Annotated in this window: 15 protein-coding genes; 1 reads left to right on the forward strand and 14 read right to left on the reverse strand. The window is 71.7% G+C overall.

Annotation, left to right across the window (positions count from 1 at the left end; genetic code table 11):
• Positions 1-188, reverse strand: a 188-nt coding sequence (locus ACFWP3_RS39460; protein WP_384231249.1) for a transposase, incomplete at its 3' end; no start/stop codon positions are given.
• A 156-nt stretch (positions 189-344) separates the two neighbouring features.
• On the opposite strand from ACFWP3_RS39460, the gene ACFWP3_RS39465 reads away from it, so the two are divergent.
• On the forward strand, positions 345-1,607 hold the full coding sequence (locus ACFWP3_RS39465; protein ID WP_384231251.1) for a PLP-dependent aminotransferase family protein: 1,263 nt from the start codon (positions 345-347) through the stop codon (positions 1,605-1,607).
• Positions 1,608-1,876: 269 nt separating this feature from the next.
• On the opposite strand, the gene ACFWP3_RS39470 is transcribed toward ACFWP3_RS39465, so the two are convergent.
• The 13 genes from ACFWP3_RS39470 to ACFWP3_RS39530 form a co-directional block, all read right to left on the reverse strand.
• A complete protein-coding gene (locus ACFWP3_RS39470; protein WP_384231254.1) occupies positions 1,877-2,173 on the reverse strand; it encodes a DUF1876 domain-containing protein in 297 nt (98 codons plus the stop codon).
• Positions 2,174-2,184: 11 nt separating this feature from the next.
• Positions 2,185-3,522 carry a hypothetical protein gene (locus ACFWP3_RS39475; protein ID WP_384231256.1) on the reverse strand — a complete coding sequence of 446 codons (1,338 nt, stop codon included), beginning with the start codon at positions 3,520-3,522 and terminating at the stop codon, positions 2,185-2,187.
• Complete coding sequence (locus ACFWP3_RS39480) at positions 3,519-4,568, reverse strand: aspartate-semialdehyde dehydrogenase (protein WP_384231259.1); 1,050 nt, start codon at positions 4,566-4,568, stop codon at positions 3,519-3,521. The genes ACFWP3_RS39475 and ACFWP3_RS39480 overlap by 4 nt, the downstream gene beginning before the upstream one ends.
• A 49-nt stretch (positions 4,569-4,617) precedes the next feature.
• On the reverse strand, positions 4,618-5,577 hold the full coding sequence (locus ACFWP3_RS39485; protein WP_069919034.1) for a GlxA family transcriptional regulator: 960 nt from the start codon (positions 5,575-5,577) through the stop codon (positions 4,618-4,620).
• Positions 5,578-5,672: 95 nt separating this feature from the next.
• Entirely contained in the window at positions 5,673-6,053 is a 381-nt protein-coding gene (locus ACFWP3_RS39490; protein WP_384231263.1) for a LuxR C-terminal-related transcriptional regulator, read from the reverse strand.
• Positions 6,054-6,190: 137 nt separating this feature from the next.
• Positions 6,191-7,648: an aldehyde dehydrogenase family protein gene (locus ACFWP3_RS39495; RefSeq protein ID WP_384231266.1), complete on the reverse strand. Its 1,458-nt coding sequence runs from the start codon at positions 7,646-7,648 to the stop codon at positions 6,191-6,193.
• Positions 7,649-7,691: 43 nt separating this feature from the next.
• Entirely contained in the window at positions 7,692-9,002 is a 1,311-nt protein-coding gene (locus ACFWP3_RS39500; protein ID WP_384231269.1) for a hydroxyacid-oxoacid transhydrogenase, read from the reverse strand.
• Between the two features lie 190 nt (positions 9,003-9,192).
• Positions 9,193-10,431 (reverse strand): ATP-grasp domain-containing protein, encoded by a 1,239-nt coding sequence (locus ACFWP3_RS39505; RefSeq protein WP_384231272.1) that lies wholly within the window; start codon positions 10,429-10,431, stop codon positions 9,193-9,195.
• A 38-nt stretch (positions 10,432-10,469) separates the two neighbouring features.
• Positions 10,470-11,822 carry an MFS transporter gene (locus tag ACFWP3_RS39510; protein WP_384231274.1) on the reverse strand — a complete coding sequence of 451 codons (1,353 nt, stop codon included), beginning with the start codon at positions 11,820-11,822 and terminating at the stop codon, positions 10,470-10,472.
• 78 nt (positions 11,823-11,900) lie between these two features.
• Complete coding sequence (locus ACFWP3_RS39515) at positions 11,901-13,046, reverse strand: M14 family metallopeptidase (protein ID WP_384231277.1); 1,146 nt, start codon at positions 13,044-13,046, stop codon at positions 11,901-11,903.
• Positions 13,047-13,126: 80 nt separating this feature from the next.
• Positions 13,127-13,894, reverse strand: a complete 768-nt coding sequence (locus ACFWP3_RS39520; RefSeq protein WP_384231278.1) for a hypothetical protein — start codon at positions 13,892-13,894, stop codon at positions 13,127-13,129.
• A gap of 12 nt (positions 13,895-13,906) precedes the next feature.
• Positions 13,907-14,635: a hypothetical protein gene (locus ACFWP3_RS39525; protein WP_384231281.1), complete on the reverse strand. Its 729-nt coding sequence runs from the start codon at positions 14,633-14,635 to the stop codon at positions 13,907-13,909.
• A 23-nt stretch (positions 14,636-14,658) separates the two neighbouring features.
• Positions 14,659-15,747, reverse strand: a complete 1,089-nt coding sequence (locus ACFWP3_RS39530) for a hypothetical protein (protein ID WP_384231284.1) — start codon at positions 15,745-15,747, stop codon at positions 14,659-14,661.
• Positions 15,748-15,904: the final 157 nt, after the last annotated feature.

Consider the following 15,904-nt stretch of genomic DNA (forward strand, 5'->3'; position numbering starts at 1 on the left):
TAGACCCGGTCCCACGGCCCATAGCGTTCCGGCACATCGCGCCATGGAGCGCCTGTTCGGGTCCGCCACCGTATGCCGTCTATCAACTGCCGCCGTGTCCACACCTGCGGACGGCCCGGCTTGATGCCCTGCGGCAGCAACGGCTCAAGCCGGGCCCACTGGCCGTTCGTCAGATCTCCACGTCCCACAACAGGTGATCATCAACGAACAAGATCCATTTTCGCAACAGGCCCTAGGCGGCAGCGGGACCACGGCCCTGTTCACGGCCGAGGTGACCGGCCGGATCACCCGCGAACTCGGCCGGCGGGGCCGCCCCCGGGCCGGGGAGCGGGAGGGGGCGCGCCGTGCGTAGACGCGTCCCGCCGCCCGGGCTGGCCCGGCGTACCGACACGGCCGGCAGCTCGGTCATCCGCGAGGCCCTCGCCCTCACCGCCCGGCCCGAGGTGATCTCCTTCGCGGGCGGCCTGCCCGCCTCCGAACTGATCGACACCGAGGGCATCCGCGCCGCGTACGACCGGGTGCTCGCCGAGGCCCCGCACCGTGCCCTGCAGTACTCCGTCACGGACGGGGACCCGGCCCTGCGCGAGGCGGTCGCGGAGCGGCTGGTCCGCGGCGGGCTCGACACCCGCCCGGACCGGCTCCTGATCACCACCGGCGCGCAGCAGGCCCTGACCCTGCTGGCGACCGTCCTGCTCGAACCGGGCGACACCGTCCTGGTCGAGGAGCCCACCTACCTCGCCGCGCTCCAGTGCTTCGGCTACGCCGGGGCCCGCGTGGTGCCGGTGGCCACCGACCGGCAGGGCATCGACGTCGGGGCCCTGGCGGACGCCGTGCAGCGCGAGCGGCCCAAACTGCTCTACCTGGTGCCCGACTTCCAGAACCCGACCGGGCACACCCTGCCGCCGGACCGGCGTGCCGAGGTGGCCCGGCTGGCCGCCGCCCGGGGGTTCTGGATCGCCGAGGACGATCCGTACGGCGAACTGCGCTTCCGCGGCGCCCGGCTGCCGTGGATCTCCGCCCTGGAGGGCGCCGCGGACCGGACCGTCCTGCTCGGCAGCCTCTCCAAGGTGCTGGCCCCTGGCATGCGGCTGGGCTGGCTGCACGGGCCGCCCGGACTGCGCAGGGCGGCCCTGCTCGCCAAGCAGGCACTCGACCTGCACAGTTCGACCGTGGACCAGGCGGCCGCGGCACGCTACCTGCGCGACCACGACCTCGACACCCGGCTGGGCCCGGTCCGGGCCCTGTACCGCGAACGCTGCGACACCCTGCTCGGGACGCTCGGGCAGGCGCTGCCCGCCGGGAGCACCTGGAGCCGGCCCGACGGCGGGATGTTCGTCTGGGTCCGGCTGCCCGACGGCTGGGACGCGGCGGCCCTGCTCCCGCACGCGGTGGCCCAGGACGTGGCCTACGTGCCCGGCGCGCCGTTCTTCGCCGGGCGCCCCGACCCGGCCACGCTGCGGCTGTCCTTCGCCTCCCACGGACCCGCCGGCATCCGGGAGGGGATGCGCAGGCTGGCCGCGGCCTTCGACCGGGCCGCCCCGCCGGACCGGGGCCGCGTCCCCGCCGCGGCGGGCCGCGCACCGTACGGGCCGGGGGCGACGGCCTAGCGGAAGATGGCCATCGCCTGGACCTCCAGGACCCCTTCCTCGGGGTTCCACTCCTGGACCGTGCCCAGGCAGCGGGCCGAGAAGGTGCCCCGGAAGCGGCCCCGGATCAGGGCGAAGCCCTCGAGCCTCGACGGTGCCCTGGTACTCCATTGCCCCCCAGCACGTCGGCCCCACCCTCGAAGCGGCAGCATCCACCGCCCGGTTGGCCATTCACGCACAGTCCGGCGAATCCCGCGTTAACAACTGCGTTGGAAACGCGGATAGTTGGCTCAGACGCCGGTGTCTTCCGGCCATCCGTACCCCGTGCGCGGCGAGGGCGGCGCGGCGCCCCGCGCGGTCAGGTCCCGGTCCGCCGCGCGCATCAGCTGGCCGGCCAGGTCGCGCATCGCCCGGCTCGCGGCGAGCTCGTCGCCGATCGCGGGGACCTCCGGGTCCTCGGGGTTGCAGCGCGCCGCACCGCGGCCGACCATCATCGACGAGCCGTTGTCGAGCACCGCCCGCGCCTTGGTCGTACCGCCCTCCTCGATCAGGTAGACGCCCACCTTCCATTCCTCGGCGTGTGTCATGACGTGCCTCCTCACACCCCGGCGCTGCCCCTGCCTCCAGGATGCCTCCGCGGGGGCGCTGCGGGCCACCGCTGCTCCCCGGCGGCCTCCGCCGCGGCCGGGGCCGGGGCGGGGGCCGGGCGGGAGCCGAACAGGACGTCGCTGTGCGGGGAGCGCGCCTTGGCCGGGGCGGGCGCCGCCTGGCCCGGGGCGCCCGGGGTGCCCAGGGTGCCCGCCGGGTCCGGGTCCGGGTAGAGCAGGGCGTGGCAGCGGCGGGCCTCGGCGTCGGCGTCGGCGCGGGACACCAGGACGTGCTCGGCCCGGCCGTCGGCGTGCACCGTGGTGATCAGGCACAGGTCGTCGTGGCGCCGCCCGGCGCCGAGATGGGCCGCCGTCCCCCGCACCCCGGCCGGCACCACCAGGTAGGGGCCGCTCGCCGAGTCGAACTCCGTGGTCCGCAGTCCGTCCGACAGCAGCCCCCGCGCCGCCGCCCGGCGCTCCGGGCCGGACCGGAAGCGCCAGACCTCGCTGCCCTTGTGCGCGACGACCGCGGCCGCCTCGGGCCCCGCGCCGACCACGGTGCCCGGCCCGCCCCCGACGCCCTCGCCGCCCTCGCCGCCGGACCACGGGAAGGGGCGGCAGTGCAGCCGTACGCCCCCGCGCTCCGCCCAGTCCACGGCGCTCTCGTGCACGACCTTGGCTCCGTGCCGCGACATCCGCCGCACGCCCTCGTAGCTGATCTCGGCCAGGGTCCGCGCGGCCGGCACCACGTAGGGGTCCGCCGTGCACACGCCGGGCACGTCGGAGAAGAGCACGCAGGTGCCGGCCCCGAGCGCCGCGGCCATCGCGGCCGCCGACAGGTCGGAGCTGTTGCGGCCGAGCATCACGGTCCGGCCGCCCGCGTCCACCGCCTGCCCGCCCGGCACGACCAGGACCGGGCTGTCCTCCAGGCCCGCCAGCAGCACCGCGGGATCGGCCCGCACCAGCCTCGCCCGGTCGGCGGGCCCCTCGCCCAGCAGCCCGGTACCGGCCGCGGTCAGCGGCAGCGCGGGCACGCCCTCGGCGTCGAGGGCGGCCGCGAGCAGGGCGACGCTCACCGTCTCGCCGCTGGTCAGCAGCATGGCGGCGACCGGAGCGGGCGGATCGCCGGCCAATACGTCGAGGGTCTGCTGGAGCCTGCCGGTGGTCCCGGACATCGCACTCACCACGACGACCACGGGACGCTCGTCCTCCGCGGCCCGGCGCGCCGTGTACCGGGCCACCCGGGCGAAGCCGTCCAGGTCGGCGAAGGCGGACCCGCCGAACTTCACCACCAGGGGGCCCCGGTCCCGCCCGCCGCCGGCCGAGCCGCCCGGCGATCCGCCGGTCAAGCCAACCACCCGTTCTTCGTGGCGAGTTCCACGATCTGCAGGGCGTTGAGCGCCGCTCCCACCCACAGGTTGTCCGCGACCACCCACACCGCCACGGCCCGCGGGTCCTCCGGCTCCACCCGGATGCGGCCGACGTGCACCAGCGCCCGGTCCTCGCGCCGGGCGAAGACGGAGCGGGGCATCGGGTACGAGGGGCTCTCCGCCCGGGTGTAGACCCGCAGGCCCTCGGTGGCCGCCAGCGCCTTCTCGACCGCCGCGGTGGTGACCGGTTCGCGCAGCCTGACGTGGACCGCCTCGGAGTGGCAGTGGAAGACCGGCACCCGCACCGCCGTGGCGCTCACGCGCAGTTCGGGCAGGCCGAGTATCTTCCGCGGCTCGCGGACGAGTTTGCGCTCCTCGTGGGTGAGCCCCTGGTCGTCCTGGAGGCCGATCTCGGGTACGAGGCTGAAGGGCAGCGGCTGCCCGAACCGCCCGCCCGGCTCGCCTTGGGCCGCGGGGTCGTCCAGGATCCGCCGGGATCCCTCGGCCAGTTCCTCCAGCCCGCGCACCCCGCCGCCGGACGCCGCCTGGTAGGTGGCCACCACGACGCTGTCCAGCGTGCCGAGTTCGTGCAGCGGCCGGAGGGCGCGCACCATCTGGATGGTCGAGCAGTTCGGGTTGGCCACCAGGTTGGAGGCCGGCCGGACCGCGAGGGCGCCGGGGTTGACCTGCGGGACGACGAGCGGCACGTCCGGCCGCATGCGGAAGGCGGAACTGTTGTCGACGACCAGCACACCGGCCGCGGCCAGCCGCTCCGCCTCCCGGTTGCTGACGTCCACGCCCGCGCAGAAGACGGCCACGTCCAGATCCCGGGGGTCGAGCTCCTCGACGGTCACCAGCGGGGCCATCGGCAGGGACAGCCCGAGTTCGGCGCCCAGGTCCCGGCCGACGCTGCGCGCCGAGCCGACCGGCACGACCCGCTCCACCGGCACGATCCCGCTGTCGAGCAGGGCCAGGCACTCCCTGCCCACGGCGCCGGTGGCGCCGACTATCGCGATGCGCAGCATTCCCGTCCTCCTGTTTCGCGCCCGGGCGGGCGCCCGCGGCCTGTGTCTGTCAGGTGAGAGAACCCCGGAAGGCACGCCGGTAGGCGTTCGGGGTGGTGTTGAGGGAGCGCACGAACTGGTGGCGCAGGGCCGCCGCGTTGGGGAATCCCGTACGGGCGGCCACCGCCTCCATCGTCTCGTCCGTGTTCTCGAGCAGCCGCTGGGCGCTCAGCACCCGCTGCGCCAGCAGCCAGCGGTACGGGGTGGTGCCGGTCTCCATCCGGAAGCGGCGGGCGAAGGTGCGCGGCGACATGCACGCCAGGGCCGAGAGCTGCTCGACGCTGATCTCCTGGTCCAGGTGTTCCTCGGCCCAGGCGAGCACGTCGCGCACGCCGTCCTCGCGGTACTCCGCCACCGGCCTCTCGATGTACTGGGCCTGGCCGCCGTCCCGGTGCGGGGGGACGACCATGCGCCGGGCGATGGCATTGGCGACATCACTGCCCTGGAGCTTGCGCACCAGGTGGAGCGCGGCGTCGATCCCCGCGGAGGTGCCGGCCGAGGTGAAGACCGGATCCTCGTCGACGTACAGCACGCCCGGCTCGACCTCGGCCTTCGGATACCGCTCGGCGAGCGCGGCGGCGTACCGCCAGTGCGTGGTGCAGCGCCGCCCGTCGAGCAGCCCGGCCGCCCCCAGGACGAAGGCCCCCACGCAGACGCTGAGCACCCGGGCACCGCGCGCCACGGCCTGGCGCAGGGCCTCCAGGAGGTCCGGTGGGAAGTCCCTGGTGTGGAAGTCGTCCCCGACGGGGATGGCGATGAGGTCCGCGTCCGCGAGGCGGTCGAGGCCGTACGGCGTGCTGATGGTGAATCCGGGGACCGCTCGTACGGATGCGGATTCCGCGGCGACCAGTGCGAAGTCGTAGGCGGGCAGCCCCTCCTCCTGGCGGTCGATCCCGAACACCTCGCATACGACGCCCAGCTCGAACGGGTGGACGTTGTCGAGTAGCACAGCGGCTACGTTCTTCAGCATGGGATCCAATGTGGCAGGGATTCGTGGTGTTCTGACAGTCCCACCACTGTCAGGTGGCCAAAAGCTCGCGCACACTGACGTCATGCATCCCGCAATCACTCGCCGATCGAGACGATACCGCCGCGGATTCCCATGACGACGGCCTGTGTCCGATCAGAGGCACCCACCTTGGAAAAGACGGCGGACAAATGATTGCGGACCGTCTTCTCCGATATGCCGAGCGAGCTGGCCACCCGCCGGTTCGACTTGCCCTGGGAGACGAGCACCAGAATCTCGCGTTCGCGTGCGGTCAGGGAGGAAAGGGGTTCGCGGGACGTGGGATCCGCGGGGATGTCAACGGGGTCGGGGGCGGTCTGCTGCTCGTCACCGGTATCCGTGCGCAGGTCCTCGATCATCTGCTCCTGGGCTTCCAGCGCGTCCTGCACCTCACCGAGAGCCTTGTGCATCCTGTCGACCGCTTCGGCCAGGGCCGTCACGGGCTGCGGTGGCGCACCACAGAATTCACAGCACCTCTTGTCCCTCAACTCCACGACTCGCCTCTGCACGACACGTGCCATCAGGTGCACTCCCTTAATGCAGATGTGATAACCGAACCGCTCTTTTCGGTGATGGCTCAAGAAGGAAGCTGCGTGTGGATGGCGACCGTCTTGCACCGCGTGTATTCGCGCAGTGCCTCCAGTCCCTTCTCCACGCCTATCCCCGAGCGCTTGTATCCCCCGAAGGGAAGCTCCACGCCGCCGGCCGCGCTGTAGTTGTTCACGAACACCTGCCCCACCCGTAGCCGCTGGGCGAGCCAGTGGGCGGTCGTCACGTCGGACGTCCACACCCCGGCGGCCAGCCCGTAGGTGGTGTTCTCCGCGAGCTCGACCGCTTCGTCCAGGGTGTCGAAGACCGACACGCACAGGACCGGGCCGAAGATCTCCTCGTTGAACACCCGGTGTTCGGGTGTCACGTGGTCGAGCAGGGTGGGTTCCACGTAGAACCCACCGGTGTGGCCCGTGCCTCGGGGCGCCTTGCCGCCGGTGCGGACCACGGCCTGTCCGGCGCCCTCGGCCAGGTAGCCGAGCACCCGGTCGCGCTGTTTGGCGGAGATGAGCGGTCCCATGTCGGGATCGCCGATCCCCGGGCCGATGCGCAGGGCGCGGAACGCCGCCGTGAGGGCCGCCACCAGTTCGCCGTGTACGGACCGGTGGACGAGCAGCCGGCTGCCGGCGGAGCAGTTCTGTCCCGCGTGCTCGGTGATCGATTCGACGATCTGCGGTACGGCGCGCGCCGTGTCGGCGTCCGGGAGCACGATGTGCGGGGACTTGCCCCCGAGCTCCAGGGTGACCGGCACGATGTTGCGCGCTGCGGCGGTCATCACGGCCTCGCCGATCTCCCGCGATCCCGTGAACGCCAGCCGGTCCACGCCGGGATGCGCGGCCAGCGCGGCCCCTGCCTCCTCTCCGTAGCCCGGCACGACGTTCAGCGCGCCCGCCGGAAGGCCTGCTTCCAAAACGATGTCCGCCAGCCGGAGCGAGGTCAACGGCGCGTCCTCGGCGGGCTTGAGCACACAGCAGTTTCCGGCCGCGAGGGCGGGTGCGACGGTCCTCGCGGCGATCTGCAGCGGGTAGTTCCACGGGATGATGTGCCCGCACACCCCGTACGGCTCCCGTAGGGTGAAGGCGAACCGGTCCGCCTGATGCAGGATCGTTTCACCACCCAGTGCCTCGACGGCACCGGCATAGAAGTCGAAGTAGCGTGCGGCGACGTCGGCGTCGACCAGCGACTGGCTCAGCGGCTTGCCGGTGTCCAGGGTCTCCAATCTGGCCAGTTCCGAACGTTCGGCGCGGATCGCCGCCGCGATCCGGCGGCACACCCCGGACCGCTCCGCCACCGTGGCGAACCGCCAAGCGGACTCGTACGTGTGCCGCGCCGCGTCCACGGCGTCCGCGATCTCGGCCGCGCCGCAGCGGGCCACTCGTGCGAAAGGGCGGCCGTTCGACGGATCGAGGACGTCGATCCACGCCGCCGCGGGAACCTTCTTTCCCGCGATGACGGCCGTGTGCTCGGTTAAGACTGCTTCGCTCACGGGGGCCTCAAGCTCCTTGCGTGGGGGACCGCAACACTCGTCGTCAGCCGGTCATCGAACCGCCGAGAATTCTCTTGAGATCACGAGCGGCGACGTCGCGCGGGCAGCACACCAGGAGGCGCTGCTGTTTGAGCGCACCATCGACAAGTGCAGGGAGATCCTTGCCCGAATAACCGAAGGACGCAAGGCCGCCCGGACCGCCGGTGTCCGCGACGAGTTGCCGCAACGTGGCCGGAAGTACGTCTGCTCCATGTGCCGTCGACACTCCGCCGAGATTCGCACCGAGTAACTCGGCCGCACGCAGGTGTCGTTCGGGAGATGTCGGATAGGTGAATTCGAATGCGGCGGCAGCCGTGGAGACGACCGCGGCGCCGTGCGGCACCATCGCGTGATCGACGGAATACCCCTCCGGCCGGTAGTCGCGCACCAGTCCGGCTATCGGATAGGCGCACGCGTGCGGAATATGGGTTCCGGCATTGCCGAATCCCATTCCCGCATAGCTCGCCGCCTGGCTCATCCCGATCCGGGCTTCGAGATCGTCGGGGTTGAGCACGGCCCGCCGCAGGTAGCGGCCGACCAGTCGCAGCGCCTGCTCCACCCACACGTCGCTGATCGGATTGGCGCCCACGTACAGCGGCCGGTCCTCGGGCGACGGGTAGGGCGGACGCCGGTCGTAGGGGCGGGCCGTATACGACTCGCAGGCGTGCGTCAGCACGTCGTACCCCGAGGACGCGGTGACCGCCGGCGGCAGGGTGAGGGTGTTGGCGGGATCGATCAGGGCCAGGGACGGCAGCAGCCGCAGATCGCTGATCCCCGTCTTCACGTTCAGGCCGCTGACGCCGAGCGCGACCATGGCGGTGCACTCGCTCCCGCTGCCGGCCGTGGTGGGCACCGCCACCAGCGGTTTGAGGGGGCCGGGGATCCTGGCCCCCACGCCGATCGGCGCGTTCAGGTAGTCGCGTACCGGCCGGCCGGGGTGGGTGAGCAGCAGGTTCAGCATCTTGGCCGTGTCGATCGCGCTGCCGCCGCCGAGGCCGACGTAGCCGTCCACCCGGAGGGACGCCAGTTCCCGGGCGGCCTCGGTGACGCTTTCGTCGGTGGGCTCCACCTGGGCGCGGTCGAAGACCGTGACCGCGATCCCCTCCTGCTCGATGAGCTTGGCCACCCGGGCCGGCAGGCCGAGGCCGGCCAGCACCCGGTCGGTCACCAGCAGGACGGAGCGGACTCCGGCCCTGCGCAGCTCGTAGCCGATTTCCCGCGTGGCGCCGACACCGAATTTCAGCGGTGGGGCCTGCCAGCCGATGATCCTCTCGTGCTCTGGAGAACTTCCGCCGACCCACGCAACCGGCTCCACCGTCTGCCCTCGCCCTCTTGACCGATCGGCAACATTACGTTGCATATTCATTCCGAATTTGATCAGGTGAGAGCCACACTAGTCCGGCCAATTCACCCTCACCATAGGACTCTCGTCCCATACGGGAAGGGGCGGGGTGTCCGAATTACCACCCCGCCCCCTACCGCCCCGCGCCCCCCTCGGGCCCCTGTCAGGCGGGTTCCACCGTCAGCTGCGCCTCGATCTCCTTGACACGAACGGTGTCCGCGTCAACGGATTCCTGACGCGGTCCGGCGAGGATGACCCAGCCCAGACTGGTGAACAGGTCCTCCGTACACGGCACCCGCTCACCGTTCGCGTACGGCAGGCCGAGGCGCTGGAAGGTGGGCAGCTCCCGCACCGCGTCCAGGGCCTCGGCGTTGCGCAGGATCCCCTCGCGCGGGCTGGACAGCCACACCACGCGCACCGGCTGCACGATCTCGTACCCGGGGGTGAACGTGCCGTCGAGGTGGTGGCGGACCGTCCGGTCGATCTGGCAGTCCCCGGTGGCCAGTCGGGCCGAGTACTGCAGACAGCTGCCGGCCAGCCGCGCGGCCGTCTCGATCAGCCGCGGGCCGTCGGCCGTGAGCATGACCTCGGTGTGCGTGCAGCCGGTACGGATGCCGACCGCCTGCGCCACCTGCCGGGTGTACTCGCCCAGCAGCACCGCGATCGGGTCCTGCGGGGCCAGGTAGTCGACCGCGTCGTAGATCCCGATGCGGTCGTTCTTCGCCGACTTGCTGTAGCGGCTGACCGAGACCAGCCCGAACTTCCCGTCGACCGAGTACGTGTCGACGATGTACTCCGTGCCCTCGGCGAACTCCTGCACCAGGACGGTGTCGTTGCGGATGTCGAAGCGGTTGACCGAGCCGAGGAGACGGCCGAAGTACGGTCGCCAGTCCTCGTCCGCCCCGACCTTGTGCACGTCGTCCGTGCCCCCGCTGCGGCGCGGCTTGAGCACCAGCGGCCGCCCCTCGAGGCCGTTGTCGCGGATCCACGCGGCGACCTCCTCGGGGTCGTCGGTGGCGATCTGGCGCAGATGCGGGATGCCGGCGGCCGCGACCGCCTGGCCCATGGGCCATTTGTCCCGGCGGGCTTCGGACAGTTCGAACACGTTGCCCGTGCCCGGCATCAGCCGCTCGATCAGGGCGTCGACCAGCATCACCGCGGACTCGTTGCCCGGGACGATGGCGACCGGGTCGTAGCCCTTCACCACCCGGAGCAGCTCCTCGAAGTCCCCGTCGTGGTGGTGCGTACGGAAGAAGGCGTCCGGATTCCAGGTGCGCCGGTAGGAGTTCAGCGGTCCGGGGGTGCTCAGCACGGCCACCGGTTCGATGTCTCGCTCCCGGAAGGCGTTCGCATACTCGGCCGCGCCGGAGTAAGGGTCGACGAGAATCGCGTAGCGGGGCATTTCTTTTCCTCCTGAATAGTGCACGGGCGCTGCCTGCCTCACTTGCCGACCGCGGCCTCCGCGCCGGTGCCCAGCCCTTCGCCGGACCCCGCGCCGCCGTCCGGCTCCGTACGCGCCGGCTCGCGGTCGGCGGCGCCCGTGGAGGGACGCACACCCAGCCAGGCGGCGCCCACCGCGAGCAGCCCGAGGGCCCCGCACCCGAGCCACAGGCCGTCTCCGAACCGGTTCCACAGCGTGACGCCGAGGAACGGGCCCACCGCGGTGCCGAGTCCGTACAGCGAGTTCGACGCGCCCAGGTAGCGGCCGCGCAGCTCGGGCGGTCCGGCCTGCGCCGGATAGGCGAAGAAGAGCGTCGGATAGCCGATGATCTCGCCGAGCGACCAGACGAGGGTCGCGATCACCAGCGCGGCGATCCCCCAGGGCAGTGCGTACAGGCTCATGCCGATGCCGGTCAGCGCCACGCCGGCGATCACCGCGATCCTGGCCGGCCAGCGCTGCACCACCTTGGCGACCAGCAGTTCGCAGGTGATGACGAGCGCGCCGTTCAGCGCGACCATCGCCGCGTACACGCCGGTGCTCAGGCCGAGGTGCTTGACCGTCAGCGGAAGGGTCGAGACGTACTGGATGTAGATGACGGAGCTCACGAACATCGCCAGCAGGAACAGCACGTAGCGGCCGTCCGACAGCACCGCGAGATAGCTCGGCTTGCGGCCCGGGGCCGCTCCCGGCTCCGCGGTCCGCTCCGCCTCCTTGTCCCCGGCCGCACCCGCGCCGCGGGGCAGGGTCACCCCGGCCACGGCCGCGAAGACCAGGATCGCCAGGGCCTCGCCCCAGAAGAGGAAGTCCCACGACACCGTGACCAGGGCCGCGCCCAGCAGCGGGGCCGCGGTCGTACCGAGGTTGATCGCCAGCCGGACCATGGCGAAGATCATGACCTGGCGTTCGGCGGGGATCAGCTGGCTGATCATGCTCGTGGAGGCGGGGCGGTACGCCTGGCTCAGGGCCGCGCCGATCCCGATGACCGCCAGGATCGCGGCATAGCTGTCCAGGTACAGGACCGCGGGGAACAGCAGCGCCGAGCTCACCAGCGTCGACATGATGGTCAGCCGCGGACCGATCCGGTCGGACATCCAGCCGCCGGTGAGCACCCCCAGCACGGTTCCCGCGCCGTAGACGCCGAGTGCGATGCCGGCCTGGGTGTCGGAGAACCCGCGCTGCGTCATGTACAGCACCATGAAGACCTGGATGAAACCGCCGAGTCTGTTCACGGCGGTGCCGACGAGCAGGGACTTCACCGCGGTCGGTGACTCCCGCCAGACCGTCTTGACGCCGACGTGCACGGGCTTCGGCTCCGTCTCGTTCACTGCAGAGGGCGAATCGCTGCTTGCCATGGGATTACTCTGCGATGGTGCAGGCCAGGGCGACAGTGGCCAGACTGACGTCCGTCCACGATTTCCTGCCACGCCCGGTCATCCCGCGTCCCCCGGCTTCGCGTCAGCGAGTCCGGCGAGGGCCTGTCCGAAGACCTCGCGCGCCCGCCGGCCGATCTGCTCCCGCCACCGCGCGTCGTCCGCCGGGCAGAAGGCCGCGCGGATCAGCTGCTTGAGCTCGGAGCGGACCGCCTCGGCCGGCGGGTGGTGCCGGTGCAGCCAGGCGTCCGCGCACAGCGCGAGCAGCACCTCGGGACCGGGCTGGGTGCCGAACTCCAGGGTGATGGCCGTGAGCCGGCTGCCGGGGCCCAGGCCGTCGGCGACCGCGGTCGCGGTATTGCCCACGATGGGTGTGGACGAGGAGGTGCCCAGCTCCGAGGCGGTGAGCGCGTCCCCGTACCAGCGCCGGGCCCGCTCGTGGGCGTGCGCGTCGCGGCCGCCGCGGAAGATGGGTTCGCCGACACCGCGCTCGCCGAGCCCGGTGTGCAGGTCGATGTAGGCGACGTGCGCGGCGCCGGCGATCTGCTCGGCCACCACCGTGCGGAACACCCGCTGGGACCAGACGGGCCGCACACCGCCGTAGAACAGGCCGTCGGCGTGCCGGTACTGACCCCGGGTCACGGCCTCCTGCAGGGTCTGCGGGCCGAGCCGGTCCCGGAGCGCGTTCAGGCCCGCCACCAGCTCGCGCGGGGCGAAGGCGGGGGAGGCCGGGGAGCCGGGGGAGCCGGGGGAGCCGGGGGAGTCGGGTGGGACCAGGGCCGCGTGCACGGCGTCGTACGCGTCGTTGTGCGGCGGCGCGGCATGGTCGACGAAGTTCCGGTTGAGGTCGACGTTGTCCTCGTTGACCCGCCGCAGGTACGCGAAGCCGTACGGATTGAGGGCGTGCACCAGCAGTACGCCCGTCCCCGGCCCCGCCTCCCGCGCCACCCCCTCCCGCAGCAGGATCCCGGTCTGGCACGCCGAGCCGCAGAAGCCCTCGATGCCGTGCGTCCCGGAGACCGTCACCAGCAGCTTCTCCGGACCGGGCGGCCCCACGTAGGCGGTGTCGACGCACAGCTCACCGCCGTCGGGCCCGCGGTGCCCGGGCAGGGCGAACGTCCTGATCCGGGCGTCCGCCGCCTCGGCGGCGCGCAGGAAGTCCGCGCGGGCCCGCGCGTAGTCGGAGGGAAAGGCGACGTCTGCCATGGCTGTCTCGCGTTCCTGGAGATCCGGTCCGGGCTGCGGGCTGCGGGCTGCGGTTGCGGGGTGCGGGTCCGGTACGGGCCTCAGCCGCGCCCGGAGGGCAGCGGCACGCCCAGCGCCGCGAGGATCGAGTGCGCCCCGTCCCGGGTGGGGACGTGCAGCATGCACAGCACCCGGTCTCCGGGCGCCGCGTGCCGCTCGAAGTACGCGTTCGCCTCGGGCACGTAGCTCGTGGGCCGCTCCCGGTAGAGGTCGCGCGGCCGGCCGATGCCGGGGAACACGCCCAGGGACGCGTCGAAGGGGGCGCCGGGCGCGAGCGCCGCGGCCACCTCGGCGGCCAGCGCCTCCCCGGTGCCGTCCTTGCCCGCGAGATCCGGGTACATGGAGATGTCCGGATGCCCGCTGAACGCCGACATCGCGCAGTGCACCACGGGGTTGTACGTCTTGAGCGCGATCACCTCGGGGAACGGGCGGCCGTCGGCCAGCAGCCGGGCGAAGTGGACGGACCAGCTCTCACCGAAGACCGGGCCGTTGCGGTACTTGTCGCCCACGAACTGGATCATGACGTGCAGGCAGGAGCGCCCCGACGGGATCGGCGCCCAGTGCGAGGTGAGCAGCGAGACGACGCGGTCGCGCTCCCGGTCCACCCCGACGACGACGTAGTCGGCCTCGGTCAGCATGTCGCGGCGGAGCGTGAACAGCTGGCGGGTCTGCAGACCGGGCATGGTCTCCACCAGGCCGTCCACGATCCACTTCTCGGTCTCGGTCGGCAGCTCCCGGCCGGGCGGCAGGGCCAGCACCTCGACTCCCTGCCGCCCGTCCGGCCCTGCGGCCCGGTCGTTGTCCGGCACCGACGGCCCCGCTCAGACGTCGGCCGAGGTGGGCAGCGGGATCTGCGCGCCGGTGCGGCCGAGCACGGTGAGCTGGTGCAGCTCGACGAAGTAGAGCTTCCACAGCCAGTAGACGTGGTTGAGGTGCTCGACGACCTTCTGCTCGTCCGCGTCCGAGGTGACCAGGGTGCTCATCACCCGCCAGACGAAGTCGTCGTGGTCGTCGTCGAGGTCCGTGTTGACGTGGGCGCGCGCCCCCTTCACGTTCTCCTGGCCGAGGACGCTCTCCAGGTTGTCCAGCCATTCGGGCTGGGTGCGCGTGGTCACGTACTCCACGAAGTACACGCTGGTGATCAGCGCGAGCGGGCTGTCCTCGAACTCCATGCCGTACTGGAGGTATCCGGTGAGCAGCTTCGTGGAGAGCATCGGCTCGGTGGAGTAGATCTGGTCCTTGGTGACGCCGACCTTGGCGAGGTCCGCCGCGAACAGCCGGTCGTGCAGCATCTCGTCGTCGGTGTAGTGCGCCCAGGCCTTGGCCTGCACCGGGTCCACCTTGGTGAAGTACTTGATGGCCAGCGCGTCGATGGTGCGCTTGCGGCGCAGCCGCAGGATGGTCTCGATGTTGTGGCGCTTGTAGTAGTCCAGGTTGAGTTCGGCGGCGCTCCTCTGGTGCTGGGCGAACGGGACCGTCTCGTAGAAGTCCTTGATGAAGGTGTCGAGGATCGCGTCGACCCTCTTGCGCAGGTCCGGGTTGATCGTCATGGGCTTGCTTCCCTCCTGTGGGGTCAGTGGCAGCCGCAGCTCGCGCTGGAGACGCGCTGCATCCGGCCGCGGCGCACCGCCTTGCGGGCGCCGAGAACGGCGGTTCCGTCCGATGTCAGCAGCGAGCTGCGGGGGCAGAGGAAGGCCAGGGCGAAGCGGGTGGCCGGGGTGATGCCCAGGCCGAGGTTGACCACGCCGCCGGTGGCGCCGTACACCTCGTTGGGTCCGCAGTTCGCCGGAATGACCTCTGTGGTGGTGTTGATCCCGAAGCCGAGTTCCCAGATCACGCGGTAGCGCGGATCGTCGGTGAGGAGCTTGTCCAGCTCCGCGGCGGCCGGCGCGGCCCCCGAAGTCTGCGGTGTGACGCCCTCGATGCGGCCGGCGGCGACGTGCAGCGTCACGGCCTGCGAGACGATGGGGGACAGGGCCTCGAACAGCCGCTGCTGCTCGGGGCCGTCGGCGGGGTCCGCGTGCCGGTGCACGATCGGCCACCCGCGCAGCGTCAGGTCCCCGTGGAGACCGAGCAGCCGGGCGTCCGGCTCGAAGGTGGTGATCTCCGCGGCGGTGACGCTCAGCTTGCCGGAGGGGAAGATCTGCTGATCGCCCGGCTCCAGGACGCCCGCCTGCTGGTTCCAGACGCAGTCGCCCACCGTGTGGTCGAACTCGGCCTCCGTGCCCGAGGCGTCGTCGACGATCGTCAGCCGGTCGCTGTCCCCGACGAGGTCGAAGAACTCCTCGGCGGTGGACGCCTGTTGGGCGATGTCGGTCTTCGCCGCGCTGCGCAGGAAGTAGCGGACGTACTCGTCGGTGAGCGGCGTGGAGCCGGCGGGCAGCACGGCCAGCTTGCGCGCGCCCAGCTCCTGCGGAGTCGGCGAGTCGAGGAAGCGGCCCGGGCAGACGGCCAGGACGTGCGCGTCCGGCGGAACGCTCTCCGCGATCAGCGTGCCCAGGCGCGTACCGCGCGGCAGCGTCAGGTGGACCACGCGGGAATACCCGTCACCGGGCAGCAGCGAGAGGGGCTCGCCGCCGTCCTCACTCGTGATCAGACAGAACGTCTCGACCGGTTCGCCGAACTGACCGAAGTCATGGGTGGTGAGATCCAGCGGTGACACGGGCGAACTCCCTACCATCAGACGACGAGAACCCCGTGGCGGGGCATTAGCATGCCCCGCCACCGGTGGGGTCAGAACCCACGAGAGTGCCCCGGGGTTTTAGGTTGTTATGGAGCGGTGTATTAGTAATGTAAGTCAACACCGGTTTTAATAGGTT

The sequence above is a fragment of the Streptomyces sp. NPDC058525 genome (assembly GCF_042719495.1).
In the GTDB taxonomy this organism is placed as follows: Bacteria; Actinomycetota; Actinomycetes; order Streptomycetales; family Streptomycetaceae; genus Streptomyces.

What these genes read in the sequence shown, in the direction of transcription:
- ACFWP3_RS39480 (WP_384231259.1), bottom strand. Translation starts at nt 4,568, where the DNA reads ATGCTGCGCATCGCGATAGTCGGCGCCACCGGCGCCGTGGGCAGGGAG.
- ACFWP3_RS39510 (WP_384231274.1), bottom strand. Translation starts at nt 11,822, where the DNA reads ATGGCAAGCAGCGATTCGCCCTCTGCAGTGAACGAGACGGAGCCGAAG.
- ACFWP3_RS39470 (WP_384231254.1), bottom strand. Translation starts at nt 2,173, where the DNA reads ATGACACACGCCGAGGAATGGAAGGTGGGCGTCTACCTGATCGAGGAG.
- ACFWP3_RS39485 (WP_069919034.1), bottom strand. Translation starts at nt 5,577, where the DNA reads ATGCTGAAGAACGTAGCCGCTGTGCTACTCGACAACGTCCACCCGTTC.
- ACFWP3_RS39505 (WP_384231272.1), bottom strand. Translation starts at nt 10,431, where the DNA reads ATGCCCCGCTACGCGATTCTCGTCGACCCTTACTCCGGCGCGGCCGAG.
- ACFWP3_RS39515 (WP_384231277.1), bottom strand. Translation starts at nt 13,046, where the DNA reads ATGGCAGACGTCGCCTTTCCCTCCGACTACGCGCGGGCCCGCGCGGAC.
- ACFWP3_RS39525 (WP_384231281.1), bottom strand. Translation starts at nt 14,635, where the DNA reads ATGACGATCAACCCGGACCTGCGCAAGAGGGTCGACGCGATCCTCGAC.